Source organism: Pseudomonas viciae, from assembly GCF_004786035.1.
GTDB lineage: Bacteria > Pseudomonadota > Gammaproteobacteria > Pseudomonadales > Pseudomonadaceae > Aquipseudomonas > Aquipseudomonas viciae.
Window position 1 is genome coordinate 5777062 of record NZ_CP035088.1, and the last position, 22230, is coordinate 5799291.

20 protein-coding genes are annotated in these 22230 nt (G+C 61.3%); 7 read left to right on the forward strand and 13 right to left on the reverse strand.

Annotated features, from left to right (window positions below):
* Positions 1-15 precede the first annotated feature (15 nt).
* On the reverse strand, positions 16-2082 hold the full coding sequence (locus EPZ47_RS25660; protein ID WP_135847266.1) for a carbon starvation CstA family protein: 2067 nt from the start codon (positions 2080-2082) through the stop codon (positions 16-18).
* Positions 2083-2241: 159 nt separating this feature from the next.
* Between EPZ47_RS25660 and EPZ47_RS25665 the strand changes: the two genes are divergently transcribed.
* Positions 2242-2598 (forward strand): PilZ domain-containing protein, encoded by a 357-nt coding sequence (locus tag EPZ47_RS25665; RefSeq protein WP_135847267.1) that lies wholly within the window; start codon positions 2242-2244, stop codon positions 2596-2598.
* Positions 2599-2765: 167 nt separating this feature from the next.
* Here EPZ47_RS25665 and radA read toward each other — a convergent pair whose 3' ends face one another.
* The 3 genes from radA to katB all read right to left on the reverse strand — a co-directional run bounded on the left by radA (position 2766) and on the right by katB (position 6418).
* Positions 2766-4133, reverse strand: a complete 1368-nt coding sequence (gene radA, locus EPZ47_RS25670; RefSeq protein WP_025215580.1) for a DNA repair protein RadA — start codon at positions 4131-4133, stop codon at positions 2766-2768.
* A 43-nt stretch (positions 4134-4176) separates the two neighbouring features.
* The gene (locus EPZ47_RS25675) at positions 4177-4728 is read right to left on the reverse strand and encodes an ankyrin repeat domain-containing protein (RefSeq protein ID WP_406550152.1); all 552 of its coding nucleotides are present in this window, start codon (positions 4726-4728) and stop codon (positions 4177-4179) included.
* A gap of 148 nt (positions 4729-4876) precedes the next feature.
* On the reverse strand, positions 4877-6418 hold the full coding sequence (katB, locus tag EPZ47_RS25680; protein WP_135847268.1) for a catalase KatB: 1542 nt from the start codon (positions 6416-6418) through the stop codon (positions 4877-4879).
* Between the two features lie 283 nt (positions 6419-6701).
* Between katB and mscL the strand changes: the two genes are divergently transcribed.
* Positions 6702-7115 (forward strand): large-conductance mechanosensitive channel protein MscL, encoded by a 414-nt coding sequence (gene mscL / locus EPZ47_RS25685; RefSeq protein ID WP_135847269.1) that lies wholly within the window; start codon positions 6702-6704, stop codon positions 7113-7115.
* Between the two features lie 24 nt (positions 7116-7139).
* On the opposite strand, the gene EPZ47_RS25690 is transcribed toward mscL, so the two are convergent.
* Positions 7140-7916 carry a ferredoxin--NADP reductase gene (locus EPZ47_RS25690; RefSeq protein ID WP_135847270.1) on the reverse strand — a complete coding sequence of 259 codons (777 nt, stop codon included), beginning with the start codon at positions 7914-7916 and terminating at the stop codon, positions 7140-7142.
* Between the two features lie 292 nt (positions 7917-8208).
* On the opposite strand from EPZ47_RS25690, the gene EPZ47_RS25695 reads away from it, so the two are divergent.
* Together EPZ47_RS25695 and EPZ47_RS25700 are read left to right on the forward strand one after the other, a co-directional pair.
* Positions 8209-8922, forward strand: coding sequence for an autoinducer binding domain-containing protein (locus EPZ47_RS25695; RefSeq protein ID WP_135847271.1), 714 nt, complete (start codon positions 8209-8211; stop codon positions 8920-8922).
* A gap of 181 nt (positions 8923-9103) precedes the next feature.
* Positions 9104-10228, forward strand: a complete 1125-nt coding sequence (locus EPZ47_RS25700; protein WP_135847272.1) for a methyltransferase — start codon at positions 9104-9106, stop codon at positions 10226-10228.
* A 40-nt stretch (positions 10229-10268) separates the two neighbouring features.
* On the opposite strand, the gene EPZ47_RS25705 is transcribed toward EPZ47_RS25700, so the two are convergent.
* From EPZ47_RS25705 to EPZ47_RS25715, 3 genes are read right to left on the reverse strand one after another with little or no spacing between them, the layout of a single operon-like run.
* The gene (locus tag EPZ47_RS25705; protein ID WP_135847273.1) at positions 10269-10433 is read right to left on the reverse strand and encodes a DUF2474 domain-containing protein; all 165 of its coding nucleotides are present in this window, start codon (positions 10431-10433) and stop codon (positions 10269-10271) included.
* Between the two features lie 21 nt (positions 10434-10454).
* Positions 10455-11462: a cytochrome d ubiquinol oxidase subunit II gene (cydB, locus tag EPZ47_RS25710; protein WP_135847274.1), complete on the reverse strand. Its 1008-nt coding sequence runs from the start codon at positions 11460-11462 to the stop codon at positions 10455-10457.
* Positions 11463-11465: 3 nt separating this feature from the next.
* Positions 11466-12902, reverse strand: coding sequence for a cytochrome ubiquinol oxidase subunit I (locus EPZ47_RS25715; RefSeq protein WP_135847275.1), 1437 nt, complete (start codon positions 12900-12902; stop codon positions 11466-11468).
* A 419-nt stretch (positions 12903-13321) separates the two neighbouring features.
* Here EPZ47_RS25715 and EPZ47_RS25720 point away from each other — a divergent pair, with 419 nt between their 5' ends.
* A complete protein-coding gene (locus tag EPZ47_RS25720) occupies positions 13322-14560 on the forward strand; it encodes an MFS transporter (RefSeq protein WP_135848073.1) in 1239 nt (412 codons plus the stop codon).
* On the opposite strand, the gene EPZ47_RS25725 is transcribed toward EPZ47_RS25720, so the two are convergent.
* From EPZ47_RS25725 to EPZ47_RS25745, 5 genes are all read right to left on the reverse strand, one after another.
* Positions 14557-16758 (reverse strand): xanthine dehydrogenase family protein molybdopterin-binding subunit, encoded by a 2202-nt coding sequence (locus EPZ47_RS25725; protein ID WP_135847276.1) that lies wholly within the window; start codon positions 16756-16758, stop codon positions 14557-14559. The two genes, EPZ47_RS25720 and EPZ47_RS25725, sit on opposite strands and share 4 nt — an antisense overlap.
* Positions 16758-17756, reverse strand: a complete 999-nt coding sequence (locus EPZ47_RS25730) for an FAD binding domain-containing protein (protein WP_135847277.1) — start codon at positions 17754-17756, stop codon at positions 16758-16760. Before EPZ47_RS25730 ends, EPZ47_RS25725 begins: the two co-directional genes overlap by 1 nt.
* Entirely contained in the window at positions 17753-18277 is a 525-nt protein-coding gene (locus EPZ47_RS25735) for a (2Fe-2S)-binding protein (RefSeq protein WP_135847278.1), read from the reverse strand. The genes EPZ47_RS25730 and EPZ47_RS25735 overlap by 4 nt, the downstream gene beginning before the upstream one ends.
* Before the next feature lie 166 nt (positions 18278-18443).
* Positions 18444-19010 (reverse strand): DJ-1 family glyoxalase III, encoded by a 567-nt coding sequence (locus EPZ47_RS25740; RefSeq protein ID WP_135847279.1) that lies wholly within the window; start codon positions 19008-19010, stop codon positions 18444-18446.
* A 159-nt stretch (positions 19011-19169) separates the two neighbouring features.
* On the reverse strand, positions 19170-19625 hold the full coding sequence (locus tag EPZ47_RS25745) for a DUF4879 domain-containing protein (RefSeq protein ID WP_135847280.1): 456 nt from the start codon (positions 19623-19625) through the stop codon (positions 19170-19172).
* A gap of 204 nt (positions 19626-19829) precedes the next feature.
* On the opposite strand from EPZ47_RS25745, the gene EPZ47_RS25750 reads away from it, so the two are divergent.
* On the forward strand, positions 19830-21125 hold the full coding sequence (locus EPZ47_RS25750) for an NCS2 family permease (RefSeq protein WP_135847281.1): 1296 nt from the start codon (positions 19830-19832) through the stop codon (positions 21123-21125).
* Complete coding sequence (gene trmA, locus EPZ47_RS25755) at positions 21122-22201, forward strand: tRNA (uridine(54)-C5)-methyltransferase TrmA (protein ID WP_135847282.1); 1080 nt, start codon at positions 21122-21124, stop codon at positions 22199-22201. Before EPZ47_RS25750 ends, trmA begins: the two co-directional genes overlap by 4 nt.
* Positions 22202-22230: the final 29 nt, after the last annotated feature.

Below are 22230 nucleotides of genomic sequence, written 5' to 3' on the forward strand. Positions count from 1 at the left end.
GTTGCAATCCTCGTTTCAGGCGTCCGGCACGGCCTGGAATGGCGCTTCTTTATCCGTGCGTTCCTTGCTGCCCCAGGCGGCGATGCCGACCTTGAGCGCGTAGAACAGGATGCTGAAGACCACGAACAGGAACAACACCGTCAGCGTTGCGTTGGTGTAGGCGTTGAACACCACGTGCTGCATCTGCTCGATGCTCTTGGCCGGGGCCAGGATCTGGCCGGCGGCCAGGGCATCGTTGTATTTGCGCGCCAGGGCCAAAAAGCCGATCGCCGGGTTGGCGTCGAACAGCTTGATCAGGCCCGCCGTGGTGGTGCAGATCAGCAGCCAGACGGCCGGCAACATGGTCACCCAGACGTAGCGCTGGCGCTTCATCTTGATCAGCACCACGGTGGCGAGCATCAGGGCGATACCGGCCAGCATCTGGTTGGAGATGCCGAACAGCGGCCACAAGGTGTTGATGCCGCCCAGCGGATCGATCACGCCTTGATACAGCAGGTAACCCCACAGCGCCACGCAACCAGCGGTGGCGATCAGGTTGGCGGTCCAGGATTCGGTGCGCTTGAGCGCCGGCACGAACGAGCCGAGCAAATCCTGCAGCATGAACCGCCCGGCACGGGTGCCGGCGTCCACTGCGGTGAGGATGAACAGCGCTTCGAACAGGATCGCGAAGTGGTACCAGAACGCCATGGTGTTCTCACCCGGCAGCACCGAGTGCAGGATCTGCGCGATACCGACCGCCAGGGTCGGCGCACCGCCGGCGCGGGCCAGGATGGTGGTCTCGCCGATGTCCTTGGCCACCGCTTGCAGCGCTTCGGGGGTGATTGCAAAACCCCAGCTGCTGACGGTCTGCGCCACGGCCACCACGTCACCGCCGACGATCGCCGCCGGGCTGTTCATGGCGAAGTACACGCCCGGCTCGATCACCGAAGCGGCGACCATGGCCATGATCGCCACGAACGACTCCATCAGCATGCCGCCGTAGCCGATATAGCGGGCGTTGACTTCGTTATCCAAGAGCTTGGGCGTGGTGCCCGAGGAGATCAGCGCATGGAACCCCGAGACCGCACCGCAGGCGATGGTGATGAACAGGAACGGGAACAGCCCGCCCTTCCACACAGGTCCCGTGCCGTCGGTGAACTGGGTCAGCGCCGGCATTTTCAGCTCGGGCATGGTGACCAGGATGCCGATCGCCAGGGCGACGATGGTGCCGATTTTCAAGAACGTCGACAGGTAGTCCCGTGGGGCCAGGATCAGCCACACCGGCAGCACCGCCGCGACAAAACCGTAGCCGATCAGCATCCAGGTGATCTGGATCCCGGTGAAGCTGAAGGCCTTGGCCCAGACCGGGTCGGCGGCGATCTGCCCGCCCAGCCAGATCGAACCCAGCAGCAACAGCACGCCGATGACCGAGATTTCACCGATGCGGCCCGGGCGGATGTAGCGCATGTAAATGCCCATGAACATCGCGATCGGGATGGTCGCCATCACCGTGAAGATCCCCCACGGGCTCTCGGCCAGGGCCTTGACCACGATCAGCGCCAGCACCGCGAGGATGATGATCATGATCAGGAAACAGCCGAACAGCGCAATGGTGCCGGGGATGCGGCCCATTTCTTCCCGGACCATGTCGCCCAGGGAGCGCCCGTTGCGGCGGGTGGACAGGAACAGGATCATGAAGTCCTGCACCGCACCGGCCAGCACCACGCCGGCGATCAGCCAGAGCGTACCGGGCAGGTAGCCCATCTGCGCCGCCAGCACCGGCCCGACCAGCGGCCCCGCGCCGGCAATGGCCGCGAAGTGGTGGCCGAAGAGAATGTGTTTGTTGGTCGGGACGTAGTCCAGGCCATCGTTGTTGAGCACCGCGGGGGTGGCCCGGAGCGCATCGAGTTGCATCACGTTATTGGCGATGAAGAGGCTGTAGTAGCGGTAGGCGACCAAGTAGATGGCCACGGCTGCGACGACGATCCATAAGGCGTTGATCGCCTCACCTCGGCGCAATGCCACGACGCCCAAGGCGCACGCGCCTAAGACGGCCAGCAGTAGCCAGGGTAGATGGCGCAGCAGGCTATTATTGTTTTTCATTTTTATATTCCGGCCAGTGTGGACAAGAAAGACAGCCACCGGAGTTTAGCGCTAACCGGAGCAAAGGCCATACCTGACATTCGTCTGCCACCGGCCCAACGGTGACGATGGCGCGCCAGTTGGGTCTATAGTCAATCAATCTCCAGAAAGGAATACGTAATGAGCGAACGCCGCCGCTTCGTACGAATCGAGTTCCATGCCAGGACCGAGCTGATTCAGGGCCAGTACAAATGGCCAGTGGAATTACTGGACCTGTCCCTCAAGGGCCTGCTGATCAAAAAGCCCGAGCCTTGGCTGGGTAATCCCGAGAAAACCTTTACCGCCGACATTCACCTGAGCAATGAGGTGGAATTGAAGATGGACGTTCGGTTGGCCCACGACGACCATGGCCACCTGGGCTTCGTCTGCGAGCATATCGACCTGGATTCCATCGCTCACCTGCGCCGGCTGGTGGAACTGAACCTGGCCGATCATGATGAGCTGGAGCGGGAGTTGGCGGCGTTGATCCAGATCTGAAAACCCTGACACAGCCTGTGGCGAGGGAGCTTGCTCCCGCTGGATTGGTAGCAGCCCCAAAAGCAGCGACTCAATCAGCCTGACACACCGAGACGCAGATTTCAGGTCTGCTGCGCAGCCCAGCGGGAGCAAGCTCCCCCGCCACAGGAACCGCACAGGCCTTGGGGTTATTCGAACAGCGCATCCAACGCCTGTTCCAGACGGGTCACCGCGATAATCTGCAACCCCGGCGGCGCTTCCTTCGGCGCGTTGCCCTTGGGCACGATGGCGCGTTTGAAACCGTGTTTGGCCGCTTCCTTGAGCCGCTCCTGGCCACTGGGCACCGGCCGCACTTCGCCCGACAACCCGACTTCACCGAACACCAGCAGATCATGGGGCAACGGACGATTGCGCAGGCTGGACATCACCGCCGCCATCAACGCCAGGTCGGACGCGGTCTCCAGCACCTTGACCCCGCCGACCACGTTAAGGAAAACGTCCTGGTCATGAGTAGGAATCCCGCCGTGTCGATGCAGGACGGCCAACAGCATCGCAAGCCGGTTCTGATCCAGGCCCAAGGTGACCCGGCGCGGGTTCGCCAGGTGGCTGTCATCCACCAGGGCCTGAACTTCCACCAGCATCGGTCGGGTCCCTTCCCACGTTGCCATGACCACGCTGCCCGGTACTTCTTCCTGGGCCCGCGTCAGAAAAATCGCCGAAGGGTTGGAGACCTCTTTCAGACCTTTGTCAGTCATGCCGAACACACCCAGCTCGTTCACGGCACCAAAGCGGTTTTTCACGGCTCGTAACAAACGCAGGCGCCCATCGGATTCGCCCTCGAAATACAACACAGTGTCGACCATGTGCTCCAGCACTCGCGGTCCCGCCAACGCGCCCTCCTTGGTCACGTGGCCCACCAGGAAAATCGCCGTGCCGCTCTGCTTGGCGTAACGCACCAGCAACGCCGCACTTTCGCGCACCTGAGACACGCCGCCCGGCGCCGACTGCAGTTGTTCGGTGAAGATTGTCTGGATCGAGTCGATCACCATGACCTTGGGTTTTTCCAGACGCGCCGTGGCAATGATGGTTTCGATGCAAGTCTCGGTCATGACCCGCAGTTGGTCCTGGGGCAACCCCAGGCGCCGGGCACGCATGGCGACTTGTTGCTGGGATTCCTCACCGGTGACGTACAACGCGGGCATGCGGGTGGCGAGGTTGCACAAGGTTTGCAGCAAGATGGTGGATTTGCCAATGCCCGGGTCGCCGCCGATCAGCACCACCGAGCCGTCCACCAGACCACCGCCCAACACGCGGTCCAGTTCACCGGAGGCGGTGGAAAAGCGTGGGATTTCTTCAACGCTGACTTCAGCCAGGGTCTTGATCTGCGCCTGCTGGCCGGCCCAACCCGTACGACCGGTGGGGGCCGCCGCACCGCCGCTTTCCACCATGGTTTCGGTCAGTGTGTTCCAGGCCCCGCACTCACTGCACTGGCCGGCCCATTTGGGAAAGGTCGAACCGCACTCGGTGCAGCCGTACATGCGCTTTGCCTTGGCCATCTGAACTCCGGGGTAAAAACCGCGATGATAGCCCACGCAGGCATCAGCGAGGGGCCGGCATTCTGATTTCACCCTTGGCCAGATCTGCCGCCGTATTGCCCAACGGGTCCTGGGCCTGCAGGTCGGCGCCCTTGGCCTGCAAGGCATCGAGCAACTCGGCGCGCTTGAACAGGCCGGCGTACATCGCAGCAGTTTGCCCGGCACCGTTGCGCTGGTCCGGGCTGCAATCGGTGGACAACAAACGGCGGGCAATCTGCACTTCGCCCTTGAAAATGGCGCCCATCAGCGCCGTATTGCCACGCTTGTCCTGGGCGCAGGCATCGGCGCCGGCGGCCAACAGCTGCTCCACCGCTGGGCCGTGACCGTGATACGCGGCCAGGATCAGCGCGGTGTAGCCCTTTTCATCCTGGGTGTCGAGCGAGTAACCGGCCTTGATAAAGGTCTCGAGCATCGGCACGTCGCCCCGGCGAGCGGCGTCGAAGTAATAATTTTGCAACTGCTCTTGTACAGCAGCCGGGTCGGTGGGCACGGGCTGATCGGCCCATACGCCCAATGACCAGGTTGCGAGCATCGAAAACAGGAAGTTACGCAGCATGACGTCTCCTTGGCGCAAGGCTGTAGATGCAGGGTTGTGGGCGCATGGCTTGCCCGCGATGCAGACGACTCGGTCAGGCTTCAGACCGCAGCGCCTGCTTCGCGAGCAAGCTTTGCTCCCACGGGTTATGCACTTGCCAGGCTGTGGATCAGTCGCTCAGTTTTTCCGCCAGCGCCTTGACCCGGGCCAGATCGCCTTTGGCGACACGGGCTACACCGGTACCGTATTCAGGATCAGCCTTGTAGAGGAACGACAGGATGATGTGCTTGCTCTCCTCATCGGTGGTCGCCAGCGATCCGCCGAAACTCTCGATCAGGTCATTGCGCTCCTTCTGGTTGAACGAGCGATACAGGTCACCGGCCTGTTTGAAGTTCTGCTCGCGCTGGATCTTCGCCTGCTGGGTGCTGCCGGTCAGCGCGGTCTGGCTGTAGCGGGCCGATTGCGGCTCCTCGCGAGGCGTCAGGCGGCTCGGCTGGTAATTCACGCCGGTGCTGGTGCTGCCTGGGTTCATCGCACCGTCCTGGTTACCGTTGTTCACCGGCACCTTGGGGGCGTTGATCGGCAACTGCAGGGCATTGGCGCCGATCCGGTACATCTGCGTATCGGCGTAGGAAAACACTCGCCCCTGGAGCAAACGGTCTTCCGAAGGCTCGATCCCCGGCACAAGATTGGCCGGCGCCATCGCCACCTGTTCGGTTTCCTGGAACACATTTGCCGGATTGCGGTTCAAGACCATTTGTCCGACTTTGCGCTCAGGCACACCCGGCCAGATTTTGGTGGCGTCCAGTGGATCGAAATCAAACTTGGCAAGGTCCTGCGGGGTCAGCACCTGGACGTACATATCCCACTTTGGAAAGTCGCCTTTATTAATATGACTGACCAAGTCGTTGGTCATATGGCTGTAATCTTGCCCCTGAACTTTCACAACTTCTTTCGGATCGAGATTTTTCAGCCCCTGCAAACTTTTCCAATGAAACTTGACGTAGTGAACTTCACCCTTGGCGTTAACTAATTTGTAAGCATGCACACCGTTACCGTCCATTTCACGATAACTGGCCGGTGTACCAGAGTTGGAATACAACTCGGTCAGGGTGCGGGTCGACTCGGGAACATGGGAGAAGAAATCGAAACGACGTGAATCATCGTCCAGGTTGGTACGCGGGTCGGGTTTGAACGCGTGAACCATGTCGGGGAACTTGATGGCATCGCGAATGAAAAAGGTCGGGAAGTTGTTACCCACCAGGTCCCAGTTACCGTCAGCCGTGTAGAACTTTGTGGCAAAACCACGGGGATCGCGCAAGGTTTCCGGCGAATGATTGCCATGCACCACCGCTGAAAAACGCACAAACACCGGGGTGACCTGGCCAGCGGCGAAGACCTTGGCCTTGGTCAGGTCGCTGAGGTCGTCGGAAACCGTGAAAGTGCCGTGGGCGCCAGTACCACGGGCATGCACCACGCGCTCAGGGATGCGTTCGCGGTCAAAACGCTGGAGCTTCTGGATCAACTGCACATCTTGCAGCAGGGTCGGACCGTTGGGACCGGCCGTTTGCGAATTCTGGTTGTCGCCAACAGCAGCACCGTTGTCCCGGGTCAAGGTGGCGGCATTGACGGACAAGGACAGCAGGCTGGCGGTCAACACAAAAAGAGCGCGGTTCTGGGGAAAAGCTCCGCGCCCAAGGGAAGTATTCATAGGTGTGTTCCTCTGATGTTATAGAGCGCATCCATGTGCGCCATCCAGAGGCTAGTGCTCTAGGATCTAAAACCTAAATAGAAATGCCGTACCGCTTCGATAGAAAAAACGTTGTGGGGAATCGGGTTGAAAGCGCGTATCACGCGCGATTGGTGGCACTTTGTAAACTTTTCGCCAGGGGTCGGGTCGATAACTGAAGCTTTGTAAGCAAGCGTTTCGAGCGGGACGCGTCGGGCTGATTTACACTGCCACTACCCACTTCATCTGTCACAAGGAACAACTCATGGGCGTGCTAAGCGAGTTCAAGGCCTTCGCGGTCAAAGGCAATGTCGTCGACATGGCCGTCGGGATCATCATCGGTGCCGCTTTCGGCAAAATCGTTTCGTCATTCGTTGGCGACGTGGTCATGCCGCCGATCGGCCTGCTGATTGGCGGGGTCGACTTCAGTGACCTGGCCATCACACTAAAGGCCGCCCAGGGTGAGGCGCCCGCCGTTGTACTGGCCTACGGTAAATTCATCCAGAGCACCATAGACTTCCTCATCGTGGCGTTCGCCATTTTCATGGGCATCCAGGCCATCAACCGCCTCAAGCGCGAAGAGGCCGTCGCCCCGAGCGCGCCACCCGTTCCGACCAAGGAAGAACTGCTGCTGACCGAAATTCGCGACCTGCTCAAGGCGCAGAACGAGAGGCCCTGAGGCGGTCGGCCACTGACATAACCCTTACCAATAGTTTTCCACCGCCACCTGACCCGGCCGGCGGGTAAGGCTCAGTTGCAGGCCCCGGGTCTTGAGCAGCTTGCGGGTGTCGTCGATCATTTGCGGGTTGCCGCATAGCATCACCCGCGAGTGTTCTGGCGTCAGCTCGATGCCAGCCACCCGCTCCAACTCGCCATTTTCGATCAGCGTGGTGATCCGTCCACTGAGCGCACCCGGATGCGGCTCACGGGTCACGGTCGCGATGAAACGAAACTTATGGGCGTACTCGGCCAGGTAGTCGCGCTGGACCAGCCCTTTGATCAGCTCCTGATACGCCAGCTCCTGCGCCTCGCGCACGCTGTACACCAGGATGATGCGCTCGAATTTTTCCCAGACTTCGAAATCCTGGAGAATCGAAAGGAACGGCGCAACACCCGTGCCCGTGGACAACAGCCACAAATCGCGCCCATCAACGAAGCGATCCAGCGTCAGGTAGCCAAAAGCCTGGCGATCCACCAACAGGCTGTCACCTGGTTTTAAGCGGCTAAGTTCGCTGGTGAACTCGCCATCCGGAACCACGATGGAAAAAAACTCAAGGAACTCGTCGAAGGGCGAAGACACCATGGAGTACGCTCGCCAGACGGTGGTCCCATCCGCCTTGACCACGCCCAGCCGGGCGAACTGACCCGCGCGGAAACGAAAACCGCGATCCCGGGTGGTGCGTAAAGTAAACAAATGAGATGTCAATGGCTGAACATCGAGCAGGGTCTGGCGGGTGAACTTCTCTGCGCTATCGGTCATGAGCCACTCCGTTGAGACTAGGAATACAGTGTCCCGCAAAGTGAGCCGTTTAACCACCGACCCGCGAGTAGTGGCATTTCGTCATAAGCGCCAACCTTGCCCACCTGAATCTTCCACCGAAGTTATACAAGTGCAAGACACTTGTAAAAATAAACAACTAAACAAACTGAGCCTGATATTACGCAAATGTAAGTAAACATAAAAAATTCAACTACAAGTTAGGAATAGTCCTACACTGAATTTTCGCATCATGGATTGGATCCGCATGGACGACTCAACCCAGGAGAGAGCGATGGACAAGTGGAAAGACTTGCAGCTGAGGAAGTTATCCTGTGAGAAAGACCTGCAAACAGCCTATCGGCTGACCCTGAATTTCTTTAACAATCAGGGATTTGAATACTGCGCATTTGCGGCCTACCTCGGGACTCCCGATAAGCACACCGGCAAAGTGAACCTGAATAACTACCCGTATGGATGGGACAGGTTTTATGAACAGAACGGCCACGCTTCGAATGACCCAGTAATAGCACATTGCAATCAATCCCCTCTCCCCATCCTCTGGGACGAACAGGTTTTTGCCCGTGCACCGAAGTTATGGCGCGAACTTAATCGACAAGGACTCAAATACGGTTGGACCCAAGCGGTTCATGATGAGCTGGGTGCGCATTACAGCCTGTTCAGCCTCGCACGGACTCATCGCGCCATCGATATCGAGGAGCACTATGGAAATCTCGGCTACGCCATTTTCGCCAGTCGAAGGCTGCATGCACTGGCGAGCAAAAAACTATCCGAGTCCATCGCCGACACGCGCAAATATCACCTGTCGCCAAGAGAGATCGAAGTGTTGAGGTGGTCTGCCGAAGGGAAGACCGCGTCGGAAGTGGGCAGGATCCTCTGTCTTTCCGAGCGCACGGTGAACTTCCATGTCTGCAGTTGCATGCGCAAGCTGAACGTCAGCAACAAAATTTCTGCAGTGGCCAAAGCGGCCCATATCCACGTGATCTGAACAGCGAGCCGGCCTTGCCATCTTAAAAACCCGCGAGTAATGCACAGCAAAAAAACGTACCATTTACGGCTCCACTTGAATGATGCCGCTTCTTGCACACGGCGCAGTTCATTCAGGCGGTCCCGCTGAAACACCTGCCTCAGGGGCAGCGGGACATTCGTTGATTTCCAGAGTCCCAGCCATGCCCTTGCTCGACAGTCCCTTTGCCCAACTCGACCTGATCCGCCAACCCGAACAGCAGAACGAACCGCTGCAAGCCTTCGACGCGGCCGATGAATACCTGCTCGCGTATCTGGCCGAACAGCAACCAGCCGCGCAGACCCGGGTCCTGGTGCTCAATGACAGCTTCGGCGCCCTGGCAGCCAGCCTGGCCGGCAAGGTTGAAGTGATCAGCAGTGGCGACTCGTTCCTGGCCTTGCAGGCGCTGGAGAAAAACCTGGTGCGCAACGGCCGTCCCTTCGATGCAGTGCCGGCATTGCCCGCCAGCGAGGCGTTCACCGGGCCTTTTGATCGCGTGCTGATCAAAGTGCCAAAAACCCTGGCCCTGCTGGAGGAACAACTGATTCGCCTGCAAGGCCAACTGGCGCCTGGAGCCCAGGTGATTGCCGCGGCAATGGTCAAGCATCTGCCCCGAGCCGCTGGCGACCTCTTGGAGCGCTACATCGGCCCGGTGCAAGCCTCCCTGGCGGTGAAAAAGGCTCGCCTGCTGATCGCTACACCAGACACCAGGACCCCGGCCGTATCGCCCTACCCCACCCGATACTGGCTGGACGAACCGAAGATCGAACTGCTCAACCACGCCAATGTGTTCTGCCGTGAAGGCCTGGACATCGGTACCCGGGCATTCCTGCCGCACCTGCCGAAAAACCTGGGAACGGCCCAGGTCGCGGACCTGGGCTGCGGCAATGGCGTGCTGGCAATCGCCAGCGCCCTGCAAAACCCCGAGGCCCGCTACACCCTGGTGGACGAGTCATACATGGCCGTGCAATCGGCCGCCGAGAACTGGCGAGCCGCCTTGGGCGAGCGCGAGGCGATCATCCGAGCCGGTGACGGTTTGGCCGGGCAGGAGGCGCAGTCCCTGGATGTGGTGCTGTGCAACCCACCCTTTCACCAACAGCAAGTGGTAGGTGACTTCCTCGCCTGGCGGATGTTCCAGCAGGCTCGCGAAGCCTTGGTGGTCGGTGGTGCGTTGTACATCGTGGGTAACCGGCACCTGGGCTACCACAGCAAACTGGCGCGGCTGTTCCGGGGCGTCGAGCAAGTGGCCGCCACGCCGAAATTCGTGATTCTCAAAGCCCGGAAATAAATCATCCGCAGTGGGAGCAAAGCTTGCTCCCACCGGCACATCAGTGAGTGGTCAGGCCCGCGGCGCTCATGAACATCCGCATCAGGCTGGCGACGATAAACAGCGCCAGCACACTCCCCGCCCAGATCAGCGCCAGCCAGCCGAGCCGTTGCCAGAGCGGCTTGCGCTCGGCCGCTTCGATGTCTTTCAAATCAGGTCTGGCCATGCTCAACACCTCGCAGGTCGATCAATGGTAGCCGTCGTCGTGGGTCACCTTGCCGCGGAACACGTAGTAGCTCCAGAAGGTGTACACCAGGATCAACGGGATGATGAACAGCGTACCGACCAACATGAAGCCCTGGCTCTGGGGCGGTGACGAGGCGTCCCAGATCGAGATGGACGGCGGCACGATATTCGGCCACAGGCTGATGCCCAGGCCGCTGTAGCCGAGGAAGATCAGCACCAAGGTCAGGATAAATGGCGTGTAATTGGCGTTGCGCGCCACTGCGCGAAACAAGCCGTACATGGTCACCAGCACCAGAATCGGCACCGGCAGGAACCAGAACAGGTTCGGCAGGGTGAACCAGCGGGCCGCGATATCAGCGTGGGCCAGTGGGGTCCAGATGCTGACGATACCGATCACTGCCAGCACGACGAACGCCAGCGGCCTGGCCAAGTCATGCATCTGCTCTTGCAATTTGCCTTCGGTCTTCATGATCAGCCAGGTGCAGCCGAGCAAGGCATAGGCCGCGATCAACGCCAGGCCGCAGAACATCGTGAACGGCGTGAACCAGTCCAAGGAGCCCCCGGCGAACTGGCGATTGACCACTTCGAAGCCATCGATGAACGCGCCCAGCGCCACGCCCTGGAAGAAGGTGGCCGTCAGCGAACCGCCGATGAACGCCTTGTCCCACAGGTGCCGCTTGTCAGCCTTGGCCTTGAAGCGGAATTCGAAGGCCACGCCCCGGAAGATCAGGCCGATGAGCATCAGGATCAATGGCAGGTACAGCGCCGAAAGCACCACCGAATAGGCCAGCGGAAATGCCCCGAACAGACCGGCACCGCCCAGCACCAGCCAGGTTTCGTTGCCGTCCCAGACCGGCGCCACGGTGTTCATCATCACATCACGGTCGCGCTCGCCCTTGACGAAGGGGAAGAGAATGCCGATTCCCAGGTCGAAGCCGTCCATGACCACGTACATCATGATGCCGAAGATGATGACCACGGCCCAGATCAGCGGAAGATCAATACCCATGACTCAATTCCCCTTGTTCGAGCGGTCGGTTGTGTCCACGTCTTCGCCGTCGTCGGCGGCCGACAATGGTCGGGCCGGCGTACGTTTCTGGCCTGGGCCACCATCGCTCGGCTCGGCTTCGTGGGCCTCAGGGCCCTTGCGCACCAGGCGCATCATGTAACTCAAGCCGGCGCCGAACAGCGCGAAATACACCACGACGAACAGCACCAGGGTGATGCTCATCTGCGCAAAACTGTGGCCGGAGGAAGCATCGGCCGTGCGCATCAGTCCGTAGACCACCCAAGGCTGGCGACCGATTTCAGTGGTGAACCAGCCGGCCAGGATCGCAATCAGGCCGGACGGTCCCATCCACAGCACCATGTAGAGGAACGGTCGGGATTGATAGATCCGATCCTTGCGGCGCAGCCACAGGCTGCACAGGCCGGTGAAAATCATCAGCAAGCCAAGGCCGACCATGACCCGGAACGACCAGAACACGATGGTCGAATTCGGTCGGTCCTCAGGTGGGAACTCCTTGAGGGCTGGCACCTGTTTGTCCAGGCTGTGGGTCAGGATCAGGCTCCCCAGGTAGGGGATCTCCACAGCGAACCGGGTCTTCTCGGCCTGCATGTCCGGCCAACCAAACAGAATCAGCGGGGTCGGCTCGTTGCCGACGTTCTCCCAGTGACCTTCGATGGCGGCGATCTTCGCCGGTTGATGCTTGAGGGTGTTGAGGCCATGGAAGTCACCGATGACCGCCTGGATCGGCGCCACCAGCAAAGCCATCCACATCGCCATCGACAGCATGCGGCGGATGGCCGGGGTATCGCGACCGCGCAACAAATGCCAGGCCGCTGACGAGCCCACAAAGAACGCCGTCGCGACAAACGCCGCCGTGGACATGTGCAACAGGCGATAAGGGAATGAGGGGTTGAACACCACCGCCAGCCAGTCCACCGGAATCACCCGGCCATCAATGATTTCGTAGCCCTGCGGGGTCTGCATCCAGCTGTTGGACGACAGAATCCAGAAGGTAGAGATCAGTGTGCCGATTGCTACCATCACTGTGGAGAAGAAGTGCAAGCCACGGCCGACGCGATTCCAGCCGAACAGCATCACGCCAAGGAAACCCGCCTCGAGGAAGAATGCCGTGAGCACCTCGTAGGTCAGCAGCGGCCCGGTTACCGCCCCGGCGAAGTCCGAGAAACGGCTCCAGTTGGTGCCGAACTGATAGGCCATGACCAATCCGGACACCACCCCCATGCCGAAGTTGACGGCAAAGATCTTCGACCAGAAGTGGTACAGGTCGCGGTAGGTGTCATCGCGAGTCTTGAGCCACAGGCCTTCGAGCACCGCCAGGTAACTCGCCAGGCCAATGGTGATGGCCGGGAACAGGATGTGGAACGAGATGGTGAACGCGAACTGGATTCGGGCGAGATCGAGCGCCTCCAAACCGAACATAAGTCTTCCTCTGTCAGGTAAAACCGGCTGCGGGCGGGGCCTGCATCACAATCCCCAGGGATATGGAGTGCGATGCTTTTCAAATCGTTCTTTTTAAAACCGTCACAACGCAGGACTCTGGCCGGATGGCCGCCAGCCCAACACTGCGAAGGGTGTTGATCTGGATCAAGCAATGCTCAAAGAGTAGCCGCATTATCGCCGATGAACGGCGTGGTCTTTTGTCGCGTGGCAGGTTGTCTCAGGCCGATCCAGAACGTTCCAGAGTACGCAGCTCCCTCGCCACAGGTGTCCACGATGTCCTTGACCTGAACAGTCCATAGGCGAAAGTAGATGTTTGGCTAACTATTTTTTCCGGCAAGCGTAATTTCCGGTTACAGCTCGGTGATAATCTCGATGCCTTCATCACCGGTCCCGTCATGATGCCCAGCCAAGCACCGCTGCTGCTCCGTCACCACCGCCCGTTCATCGCCTTCTGGCTGGCCCGGATATTCACCGCCAGCGGTTTCCAGATGCTCACCGTGGCCATCGGCTGGAACCTCTACCAACTGACCGGCAACGTCTTGGACCTGGGCCTTGTGGGCCTGGTGGAGTTCGCGCCACGGGTGCTGTTCATGCTGCATACCGGGCACGTGGCTGACCGTTATGACCGGCGCAAGGTCGCGGCCATCTGCCAGTCGCTACAGGCGTTGATTGCGCTGTCGCTGGCGATCGGCAGCGCCACCGACCATGTCACGCGGGAAATGATCTTCATCCTCGCCTTCCTGCTGGGCGCCGCCCGCTCCTTCGAAATGCCCACCACCCAGGCGCTGCTGCCGAGCATCGTGCCGGCCGCGCTGTTTCCCCGGGCCGTGGCCGCCGCCCAGTCGGCCCAACAATCGGCCACCATCGTTGCCCCGGCGCTCGGCGGTTTGCTCTACGCCTTCGGCAGCACCTGGGTCTATGGGCCGACCGTGCTGCTCTACATCATTGCCTGCTGCCTGATGCTCAACCTGCCTGCCCGGCAGACGCCGCTGAACAAAGGCAAGGCCACGATGGATTCATTGCTGGCCGGGATTCGCTTCATTCGCAGCCGCCCGGACATTCTCGGGGCGATCTCCCTGGACCTGTTCGCGGTGTTGCTCGGCGGCGCGACGGCGCTGCTGCCAGTGTTCGCCAAGGACATCCTGCTCACCGGCCCCTGGGGCCTGGGCCTGTTGCGTTCGGCGCCAGCGGTCGGGGCCTTGCTGATGTCGCTGTGGCTGGCGCGGTTTGCCGTGGAACGCAAGGTGGGCCGGGTGATGTTCACCGCCGTGGGCGTGTTCGGCGTCGCCACCATTGCCTTCGGCCTCTCCACTTCGTTCTGGTTTTCCCTGGCGGTGTTGGTGGTGCTGGGCGCGGCGGACATGATCAGCATGGTCATCCGCGCCTCCTTCGTACAGCTGGAAACGCCGGATGAAATGCGCGGTCGGGTCAGCGCGGTGAACGGGTTGTTCATCGGCGCTTCGAACCAGTTGGGCGAGTTCGAGTCCGGCCTGACCGCCCACTGGTTCGGCACCGTGCCAGCGGTGGTCATGGGCGGCGTCGGCACGCTGTTGGTGACCGGGGCCTGGATCAAACTGTTCCCGACCCTGGCCAACCGCGACCGGATGCACGAACCGGCGGAAACCGCAAAAGCCTAGAGCAACTTGTCGAGGGTGATCGGGAAGTCCCGTACCCGCTTGCCGGTGGCGTGGTAAATCGCATTGGCCACCGCCGCCGCCACACCGACGATACCGATTTCACCGACGCCCTTGGAGCCGAGGGCGTTGACGACTTCATCGTGTTCATCGACAAAAACCACGTCAATATCGCCGATGTCGGCGTTAACCGGCAGATGGTACTCGGCCAGGCTGTGGTTCATGTGGCGGCCCAGCCCATGGTCGGTCAGGGTTTCTTCGTGCAGGGCCATGCCGATGCCCCAGACCACGCCACCGAGAATCTGGCTGCGAGCGGTTTTCGGGTTGATCACCCGCCCGGCCGCAATGGCGCTGACCACTCGATTGACCTTCACCGTGCCCAGGTCTTCATCCACCCACACTTCGACAAACACCGCCGAGTGGGTGGCGGTGGCGTAGGCCTGGCGTTTTTCGTCCGGCTCGGCGGTGACCTGGGCCTGCAGCGGCGTCTCGCCGCTTTTTTGCGCCAGCTCGGCCAATGCCACGCTCGCCTCGCCCAACCGCAGCTGACCATCGACAAACGTCACTTGCTCAAGGGTCGCGCCGCTGAAGGCCGGGCAGGTCTGCCGGGCCACGGCCAACAGTTTTTCCTTCAAGGCTTCACAGGCCTGCTGCACAGCGGTGCCCACCGACGAGACGGTGAACGAACCGCCCTGCAGCGGCGCCGTAGGCAGCGACGAATCACCGAGGACAAAGCTGACGTCTTCAAGAGAAACACCTGACGCCTCGGCGGCGATCTGGGTCATGACTGTGTAGGTCCCAGTACCGATGTCAGTGGTGGCGCTGCTGACGGTCAGCTTGCCGTCAGCCGCCAGCGAAGCCTTGGCGCTGGCCTTCTGCTGCATGGCTTCCCACACGCCACCGGCCATGCCCCAGCCCACCAGTTGCCGGCCTTCACGCATGCTGCGCGGCTCCGGGTTGCGCTTGTCCCAACCGAAACGGCGGGCGCCCTGGGCGTAACACTCACGCAATTGCTTGCTGGAATACGGCTTGCCTTCGTTCTCGTTGCGCTCGGCGTAGTTGATCAACCGCAGTTGCACCGGATCGATCGCCAGGGCACAAGCCAGTTCATCCATGGCGCACTCCAGGCCAATCAAGCCCAGGGCGGCGCCCGGCGCGCGCATGTCCAGCGGCGTGTAGACGTCCAGCGGCACCAACTGGTAGGTCAACGCCACGTTGTCGCAGTGATAGAGCATGCCGCTCCACTCCACCACATGCTCGGTGAAATCTTCGAAACGCGAGGTCTGGCCGATGGCGCTGTGGGCCACGGCCAACAACCGACCGTTGGCCGCCGCACCCAGTTGCAAGCGCTGCAAGGTGCGCGGTCGGTAGCCGAAAGTAAACATCTGCTGGCGCGTCAGGCTGACCCGCACGGAGCGCTTGAGCGCCAGGGCCGCCATCACGGCCAAAGGTAATTGATATTGCGGTCGCAGCCCGGAACCGAAGGCGCCGCCGACAAACGCGGCGAACACGCGCACCTGTTCTTTCTCGAGCCCGAACACTTTTTGCACATAGGCCTGACAGTTTTGCGTGCCTTGGGTCTTGTCGTGGATGTGCAGGCTACCGTCGGGTTGATACAGCACAGTGGAGGCATGAGGCTCCATCGGGTTGTGGTGTTCGATCGGCGTGCTGTAGGACACATCCACATTGAGCGCCGCACTGGCGTACTCACCCTGAAAATTCCCACGGGGCTTGGGCAATTCCGCCGGTGCCGAACGGGCTTCGTTTTGCAGGATGGTCAGATCGGTCTGATGGTCCTGGGCTTCATATTCGATTTCAATCAGTGAGCCAGCATAGCGGGCCAACTCCAGGTGTTCGGCGACCACCAAGGCCAGCGGCTGGCCGCTATAGAGAACCTGGTCGTTGTACAAGGGCCGAAATGGTGAACCGTCCGCGGCGTCGGCGTCCTGATAGGGCTCATCGTAGCTGGCGATCCTGGGCCGGTTGGTGTGGTCGATCACCGCGACCACCCCGGGCAGCGCCAAGGCGCGGGAAGCATCAATGCGCAGCACACGCCCGCGGGCGATATTGCCGGACACGATGCTGCCATGCAGCAGGCCGTCGGCGGGATATTCACCGGCATATCGGGCCTGGCCCGTGACCTTGAGCAGGCCATCGACCCGGTCCAGTGGCTGCCCTATGGATTTGCTCGGAGCGTTCATCAGGCTTGTCCTCCTCGTGCAGCACCCAGTGCGGCATCGCTCAAGGCGCGGACAATCGCCCGGCGCGCCAGTCTGACCTTGAAACCGTTGTGTGCCAGCGGCTCGGCGTTTTGTAGCAGCGCATCGGCGGCGGCAGTGAAGGTTTCGCGGCTGACGGCCTGGCCAACCAACCCACTCTCCACGGCCCGGTCGCGCCAGGGTTTGTGCGCCACGCCGCCCAGGGCCAGGCGCGCCTGGCGGATCACCGGCCCGTCCAGTTCCAGCGCCGTCGCCACCGAAACCAGCGCAAAGGCATAGGAGGCCCGGTCGCGAATCTTCAGATAGTGGCTATGGTCGGCGAAACCGGCGGCAGGCAATTCGATGGCGGTGATCAATTCGTCATCGGCCAGTTGGTTATCCCGCTGCGGAGCATCGCCGGGCAGGCGATGGAAGTCAGCGAACTCGATGGTCCGCGCGCCGCCCCGGCCCAGCACATGCACCACGGCTTCCAGCGCGGCCAGGGCCACGCACATGTCAGAGGGATGGGTGGCGACACATTGATCGCTGGCGCCGAAAATCGCGTGGATCCGGTTCAAACCATCCCGGGCCGGGCAACCACTGCCGGGGCGGCGTTTGTTACATGGCACGCTGGCGTCGTAGAAGTAATAACAGCGGGTGCGTTGCAGCAGGTTACCGCCGGTGCTGGCCATGTTGCGCAATTGCGGCGAAGCGCCAGCCAGGATCGCCTGGGACAGCAGCGGATAACGGTGCTCGATCCACGGGTGCCAGGCCAGGTCCGCATTACTCACCAATGCGCCGATCATCACCCCGCCGGAAGGGGTTTCACTGAGGTCCGCCAGGGGCAGGCCAGTGATGTCGATCAGGTGTTCGGGACGGGTGAGGTTTTCTTTCATCAGGTCCAGCAGGTTGGTGCCACCGGCGATGAAACGCGACGCCGGACTCGACAGGTCGATGGCGGCCTGCACGGTGTCGGGCTTGCTGTACTGGAAGGGATTCATTGATCACCTCCCGGTGGCTGGCAGAGCGGCAATGCCTCTTCGATGGCATCACGAATGTTGTTGTAGGCGCCGCAGCGGCAGAGGTTGCCACTCATCAATTCGCTGATCTGCGCAACGGTCCGCGCCCTACCCTCGTTGACCAGACCCAGCGCCGAGCAGATCTGCCCCGGCGTGCAATAACCGCACTGGAACGCGTCATGCTTAATAAAAGCCTGCTGCATGGGGTGCAATTGATCGGCGCTGGCCAGGCCCTCAATGGTGGTCAATTCGGCGCCGTCGCACATGACGGCCAGCGTGAGGCAGGCGTTGATCCGCTTGCCATCGCGCAGCACCGTGCAAGCGCCACACTGGCCGTGGTCGCAGCCTTTTTTGCTACCCACCAGGTCCAATTGCTCGCGCAGCAGGTCCAGCAACGTGGTCCAGGGCAACACCTGCAGTTCACGCACCAGGCCATTGAGGGTCAGACGAATCGGATGACGGACGAAGGACGCCGGCGTCGCTTCGGACAGGGTCGCGCTCATGGAACACCTCACGGTTGGTCGTACTCGCGGCGTTTTGGGAAACCGCCGTCATAAGGGGTACGACTTCTGGGTGGAGTGAGCGTTCAAGGCAAGTTAACGACGCAAGATTGCCTGCGTCTGCTGCGCAGCCGAGCGGGAGCAAGCTCCCTCGCCACAGTGAAGCGTGTCAGGCCAGCAACTCCGCGGCCACTACGCCTCTCACGCCCTTGCCACAGAGTTGCTCCACCAGCGTCAAGGCAAACGCCAGGGCGGCGGCCGAGCCTTGGGCGGTGATGCAATTGCCGTCCACCACCACCGGTTGATCGACGAAGCTGCATCCGGACAACTGCTGGCTCACGGCGGGCAGGCAGGTCATGCGGCGCTGGCGCAGTACGCCAAACCTCTGTAGTGCCAGGGCCGGGGCTTCGCCAATGGCGCAGAAAAACCGTCCAGTGGCAGCCTGGTCCTTGATCAGTTGTTGCAACGGTTGATGGGCCGCCAGGTGTTGGGTGCCGATAATGCCGCCGGGCAGGACGATCAGGTCGAAATCCTGCACAAGCATGTCCACCAACATGCCATCGGCGGTCAAGCGTGTACCGCGGGCGCAGGTAAGCATCCGCCGTGCCTCGATACTCGCCACCACCACTTCGACCTGAGCCCGGCGCAGCACATCGATCAGGGTGACCGTCTGCAAGTCATCGACACCTTCGGCGACAGCAATCAGGGCTCGGGGGATTTTGGTTCCGGGAATCATGGGCGCTCTCCGCTGGGGTGTTCCTGAAGTGTAGGAGCTGCCGAAGGCTGTGATCTTTTGATCTTTTGATCTTTCGCTTGGGACTCAAGTGACTGGGGTAAAGATCGCAGCCTCGCTTCGCTCGACAGCTCCTACGCGGCTGCTACCGGGGAGCGGTGGCTATTTGATGGACAGTTGGGTCGACATCCGATTACCCGGTGCGTTAATCGACGTGTTGCTGAAGCTGAAGGTGCCTTCCTGCTTGCCCTTCAGATCGAAGATGTACAGATAGCCGACAATTTTGGTCGTGGCCGAACAGTCGTTGAGGTTGCCATTACTGTACGCACACACCGGCGAACGGGTGCCATCGACCTCGAAGCCGTCCAGGGTGACCTGGGGCTGGCGGCCGTACCCGACCTCCAGCACGTAGACCTTGATATTCGGCCCGCTGTGATCGCAACGAGTCTGCGCCTGCCCTTGGGCGATGTCCTCGAAACCACAGGCCGGCGATTCGACCTTGAGCACCTTGACCTCACTCAGGGGCGGTGCCGGCGCGGCATTGACGGCCTGCCCGGGCCACCACAGGCCCAGCGCACAGGCCAATGCAGCCATCAGGTTTTTATTCATGCGATACATAAAGATCTCCCGGAACCGCGCGCAGTATGGCCCACTTGGCGCGCCGGCAAAACATCGACGAGGATCGCAGCCACAGCGCCACGCTGCTGGTATGATGCGCGGCTTTTTCCGACCCACAGAAAATTCCCGGGCGCCGCTGGCGACCTGTGCTTTGCTGTTGAGGTCGATACATTCACGGCGCCCGGCGCGCCACGGGGAGCAGACATGCTGGAAAGGCTGTTTCAACTCAAGGCACACAACACCAACGTGCGGACCGAGATCCTGGCGGGCGTCACGACCTTCCTGGCCATGGCCTACATCCTGTTCGTCAACCCGAGCATCCTCGGCGAAACCGGCATGGACAAAGGCGCGGTATTCGTCGCCACCTGCCTGGCAGCGGCCATCGGCTCCACGGTCATGGGGCTGATCGCCAACTACCCGATCGCCCTCGCGCCCGGCATGGGCCTGAACGCCTTCTTCACCTACACCGTGGTCCTGCACATGGGCCATACCTGGCAAGTGGCGCTGGGCGCGGTGTTCATTTCCGCCGTGCTGTTCTTCATGTTGTCGATCTTTCGCATCCGCGAGTGGATCATCAACAGCATCCCGCTGCCCCTGCGCTCGGCCATTGCTGCCGGTATCGGCCTGTTTCTGGCGCTGATCGCCCTCAATAACGCCGGCATCGTGGTGAAAAACCCAGCGACCATGGTCGGCCTCGGCGACTTGAAGCAACCGGCGCCGATCCTCGCGACCCTCGGCTTCGTCCTGATCGTCGCCCTCGAAGCACTGAAAGTGCGTGGCGCCGTGCTGATCGGCATCCTCGCGGTGACCATCGTCTCGATCCTGATGGGCTTCACAGCGTTCGGCGGCGTGATCTCCATGCCGCCGTCCCTGGCCCCAACGTTCCTGCAACTGGACATCAAGGGCGCCCTGGACATCGGTCTGGTGAGCGTGATCTTCGCCTTTCTGTTCGTCGACCTGTTCGACAACTCCGGCACCCTGATCGGCGTCGCCAAGCGCGCCGGGCTGATGGGCAAGGACGGCCACATGCCGAAAATGGGCCGCGCGCTGATCGCCGACAGCACCGCCGCCATGGCCGGTTCGCTGCTGGGCACCTCCACCACCACCAGCTACATCGAGTCGGCGGCGGGCGTCAGTGCCGGCGGCCGTACTGGCCTGACCGCCATTGTCGTGGCGATCCTGTTCCTGCTGGCGCTGTTCTTCTCGCCACTGGCCGCCAGCGTCCCGCCCTTCGCCACCGCGCCGGCCTTGCTGTTCGTCGCCGTGCTGATGACCTCGGGCCTGGCGGAAATCGATTGGGACGACATCACCGTGGCCGCCCCCGTGGTGATCACTGCCCTGGCGATGCCGTTCACCTATTCCATCGCCAACGGCATCGCCTTCGGTTTCATCGCCTGGACCGCCATCAAACTGGTGTCCGGCCGTGGCCGTGAGTTGAACCCGGCGCTGGTCATCCTGTCGATTCTGTTCGTGATCAAGTTGGGTTGGTTCAACGCATGACTTTTGATTCCCACGCCTACGCCGCTCAGCTCCAGGACAAGGTCACCCGCTTGCGTGACCTGCTGGCCCCGTTCGATGCTCCGGAGCCTGCGGTGTTTGACTCCCCGCTGGAGCACTTTCGCCTGCGCGCCGAATTCCGCCTGTGGCGCGAGGCCGGCGAACGGCATTACGCGATGTTCTCCCAGGACGACAAGCGCACGCCGATCCTCATCGAAGCGTTTCCCATCGCCAGCCTGCGCATCAACCAATTGATGCCGCAACTCAAGGCGGCCTGGCAGGCCAGTGCGCCCCTGAGTCATAAACTGTTCCAGGTGGAGTTCCTGACCACCCTGGCCGGCGATGCGATGATCACCCTGTGTTATCACCGCCCGCTGGATGAACACTGGCACGCCGCGGCCTCGAAACTGGCAAGTGACCTGGGCGTGAGCATCATTGGTCGCTCCAAAGGCAAGCGCGAAGTGATCGGCCATGACTATGTAGTGGAGAAACTCGACGTCGGCGGCCGCACCTTCAGCTACCGCCAGCCTGAAGGCGCCTTCACCCAGCCCAACGGCACGGTGAACCAGAAGATGCTCAACTGGGCCTACGAGGCCTTGGGCGATCGCAGCGACGATCTGCTGGAGTTGTACTGCGGCAACGGCAACTTCACCCTGCCCCTGGCCACCCGCGTACGCAAAGTGCTGGCCACCGAAATCAGCAAGACCTCGGTGAACGCTGCGTTGAGCAACCTCAGCGAGAATGCTGTGGATAACGTCACGCTGGTACGTCTGTCAGCCGAAGAGCTGACCGAAGCCCTGAACGAAGTCCGCCCGTTCCGTCGCTTGCACGGTATCGACCTCAAGAGCTACGAATTCGGCAGCGTCTTCGTCGATCCGCCCCGCGCCGGCATGGACCCGGACACCTGCGAGCTGACCCGACGCTTCGAGAACATCCTCTACATCTCCTGCAACCCGCAAACCCTCGCCGCCAACATCGCGCAACTGCACGACACCCATCGCATCACCCGCTGCGCGATGTTCGATCAATTCCCCTGGACCCATCACATGGAGTCCGGGGTGTTGCTGACTCGGCGCTGAGAGAGTCAGCCCCCCTGTGGCGAGGGAGC

What these genes read in the sequence shown, in the direction of transcription:
- EPZ47_RS25745 (WP_135847280.1), bottom strand. Translation starts at nt 19,625, where the DNA reads ATGTATCGCATGAATAAAAACCTGATGGCTGCATTGGCCTGTGCGCTG.
- EPZ47_RS25695 (WP_135847271.1), top strand. Translation starts at nt 8,209, where the DNA reads ATGGACAAGTGGAAAGACTTGCAGCTGAGGAAGTTATCCTGTGAGAAA.
- radA (WP_025215580.1), bottom strand. Translation starts at nt 4,133, where the DNA reads ATGGCCAAGGCAAAGCGCATGTACGGCTGCACCGAGTGCGGTTCGACC.
- EPZ47_RS25660 (WP_135847266.1), bottom strand. Translation starts at nt 2,082, where the DNA reads ATGAAAAACAATAATAGCCTGCTGCGCCATCTACCCTGGCTACTGCTG.
- cydB (WP_135847274.1), bottom strand. Translation starts at nt 11,462, where the DNA reads ATGGGTATTGATCTTCCGCTGATCTGGGCCGTGGTCATCATCTTCGGC.
- trmA (WP_135847282.1), top strand. Translation starts at nt 21,122, where the DNA reads ATGACTTTTGATTCCCACGCCTACGCCGCTCAGCTCCAGGACAAGGTC.
- katB (WP_135847268.1), bottom strand. Translation starts at nt 6,418, where the DNA reads ATGAATACTTCCCTTGGGCGCGGAGCTTTTCCCCAGAACCGCGCTCTT.
- EPZ47_RS25690 (WP_135847270.1), bottom strand. Translation starts at nt 7,916, where the DNA reads ATGACCGATAGCGCAGAGAAGTTCACCCGCCAGACCCTGCTCGATGTT.
- EPZ47_RS25730 (WP_135847277.1), bottom strand. Translation starts at nt 17,756, where the DNA reads ATGAATCCCTTCCAGTACAGCAAGCCCGACACCGTGCAGGCCGCCATC.
- EPZ47_RS25715 (WP_135847275.1), bottom strand. Translation starts at nt 12,902, where the DNA reads ATGTTCGGTTTGGAGGCGCTCGATCTCGCCCGAATCCAGTTCGCGTTC.
- EPZ47_RS25750 (WP_135847281.1), top strand. Translation starts at nt 19,830, where the DNA reads ATGCTGGAAAGGCTGTTTCAACTCAAGGCACACAACACCAACGTGCGG.
- EPZ47_RS25700 (WP_135847272.1), top strand. Translation starts at nt 9,104, where the DNA reads ATGCCCTTGCTCGACAGTCCCTTTGCCCAACTCGACCTGATCCGCCAA.
- EPZ47_RS25720 (WP_135848073.1), top strand. Translation starts at nt 13,322, where the DNA reads ATGCCCAGCCAAGCACCGCTGCTGCTCCGTCACCACCGCCCGTTCATC.
- mscL (WP_135847269.1), top strand. Translation starts at nt 6,702, where the DNA reads ATGGGCGTGCTAAGCGAGTTCAAGGCCTTCGCGGTCAAAGGCAATGTC.
- EPZ47_RS25665 (WP_135847267.1), top strand. Translation starts at nt 2,242, where the DNA reads ATGAGCGAACGCCGCCGCTTCGTACGAATCGAGTTCCATGCCAGGACC.
- EPZ47_RS25705 (WP_135847273.1), bottom strand. Translation starts at nt 10,433, where the DNA reads ATGGCCAGACCTGATTTGAAAGACATCGAAGCGGCCGAGCGCAAGCCG.
- EPZ47_RS25735 (WP_135847278.1), bottom strand. Translation starts at nt 18,277, where the DNA reads ATGAGCGCGACCCTGTCCGAAGCGACGCCGGCGTCCTTCGTCCGTCAT.
- EPZ47_RS25675 (WP_406550152.1), bottom strand. Translation starts at nt 4,728, where the DNA reads ATGCTGCGTAACTTCCTGTTTTCGATGCTCGCAACCTGGTCATTGGGC.
- EPZ47_RS25740 (WP_135847279.1), bottom strand. Translation starts at nt 19,010, where the DNA reads ATGATTCCCGGAACCAAAATCCCCCGAGCCCTGATTGCTGTCGCCGAA.
- EPZ47_RS25725 (WP_135847276.1), bottom strand. Translation starts at nt 16,758, where the DNA reads ATGAACGCTCCGAGCAAATCCATAGGGCAGCCACTGGACCGGGTCGAT.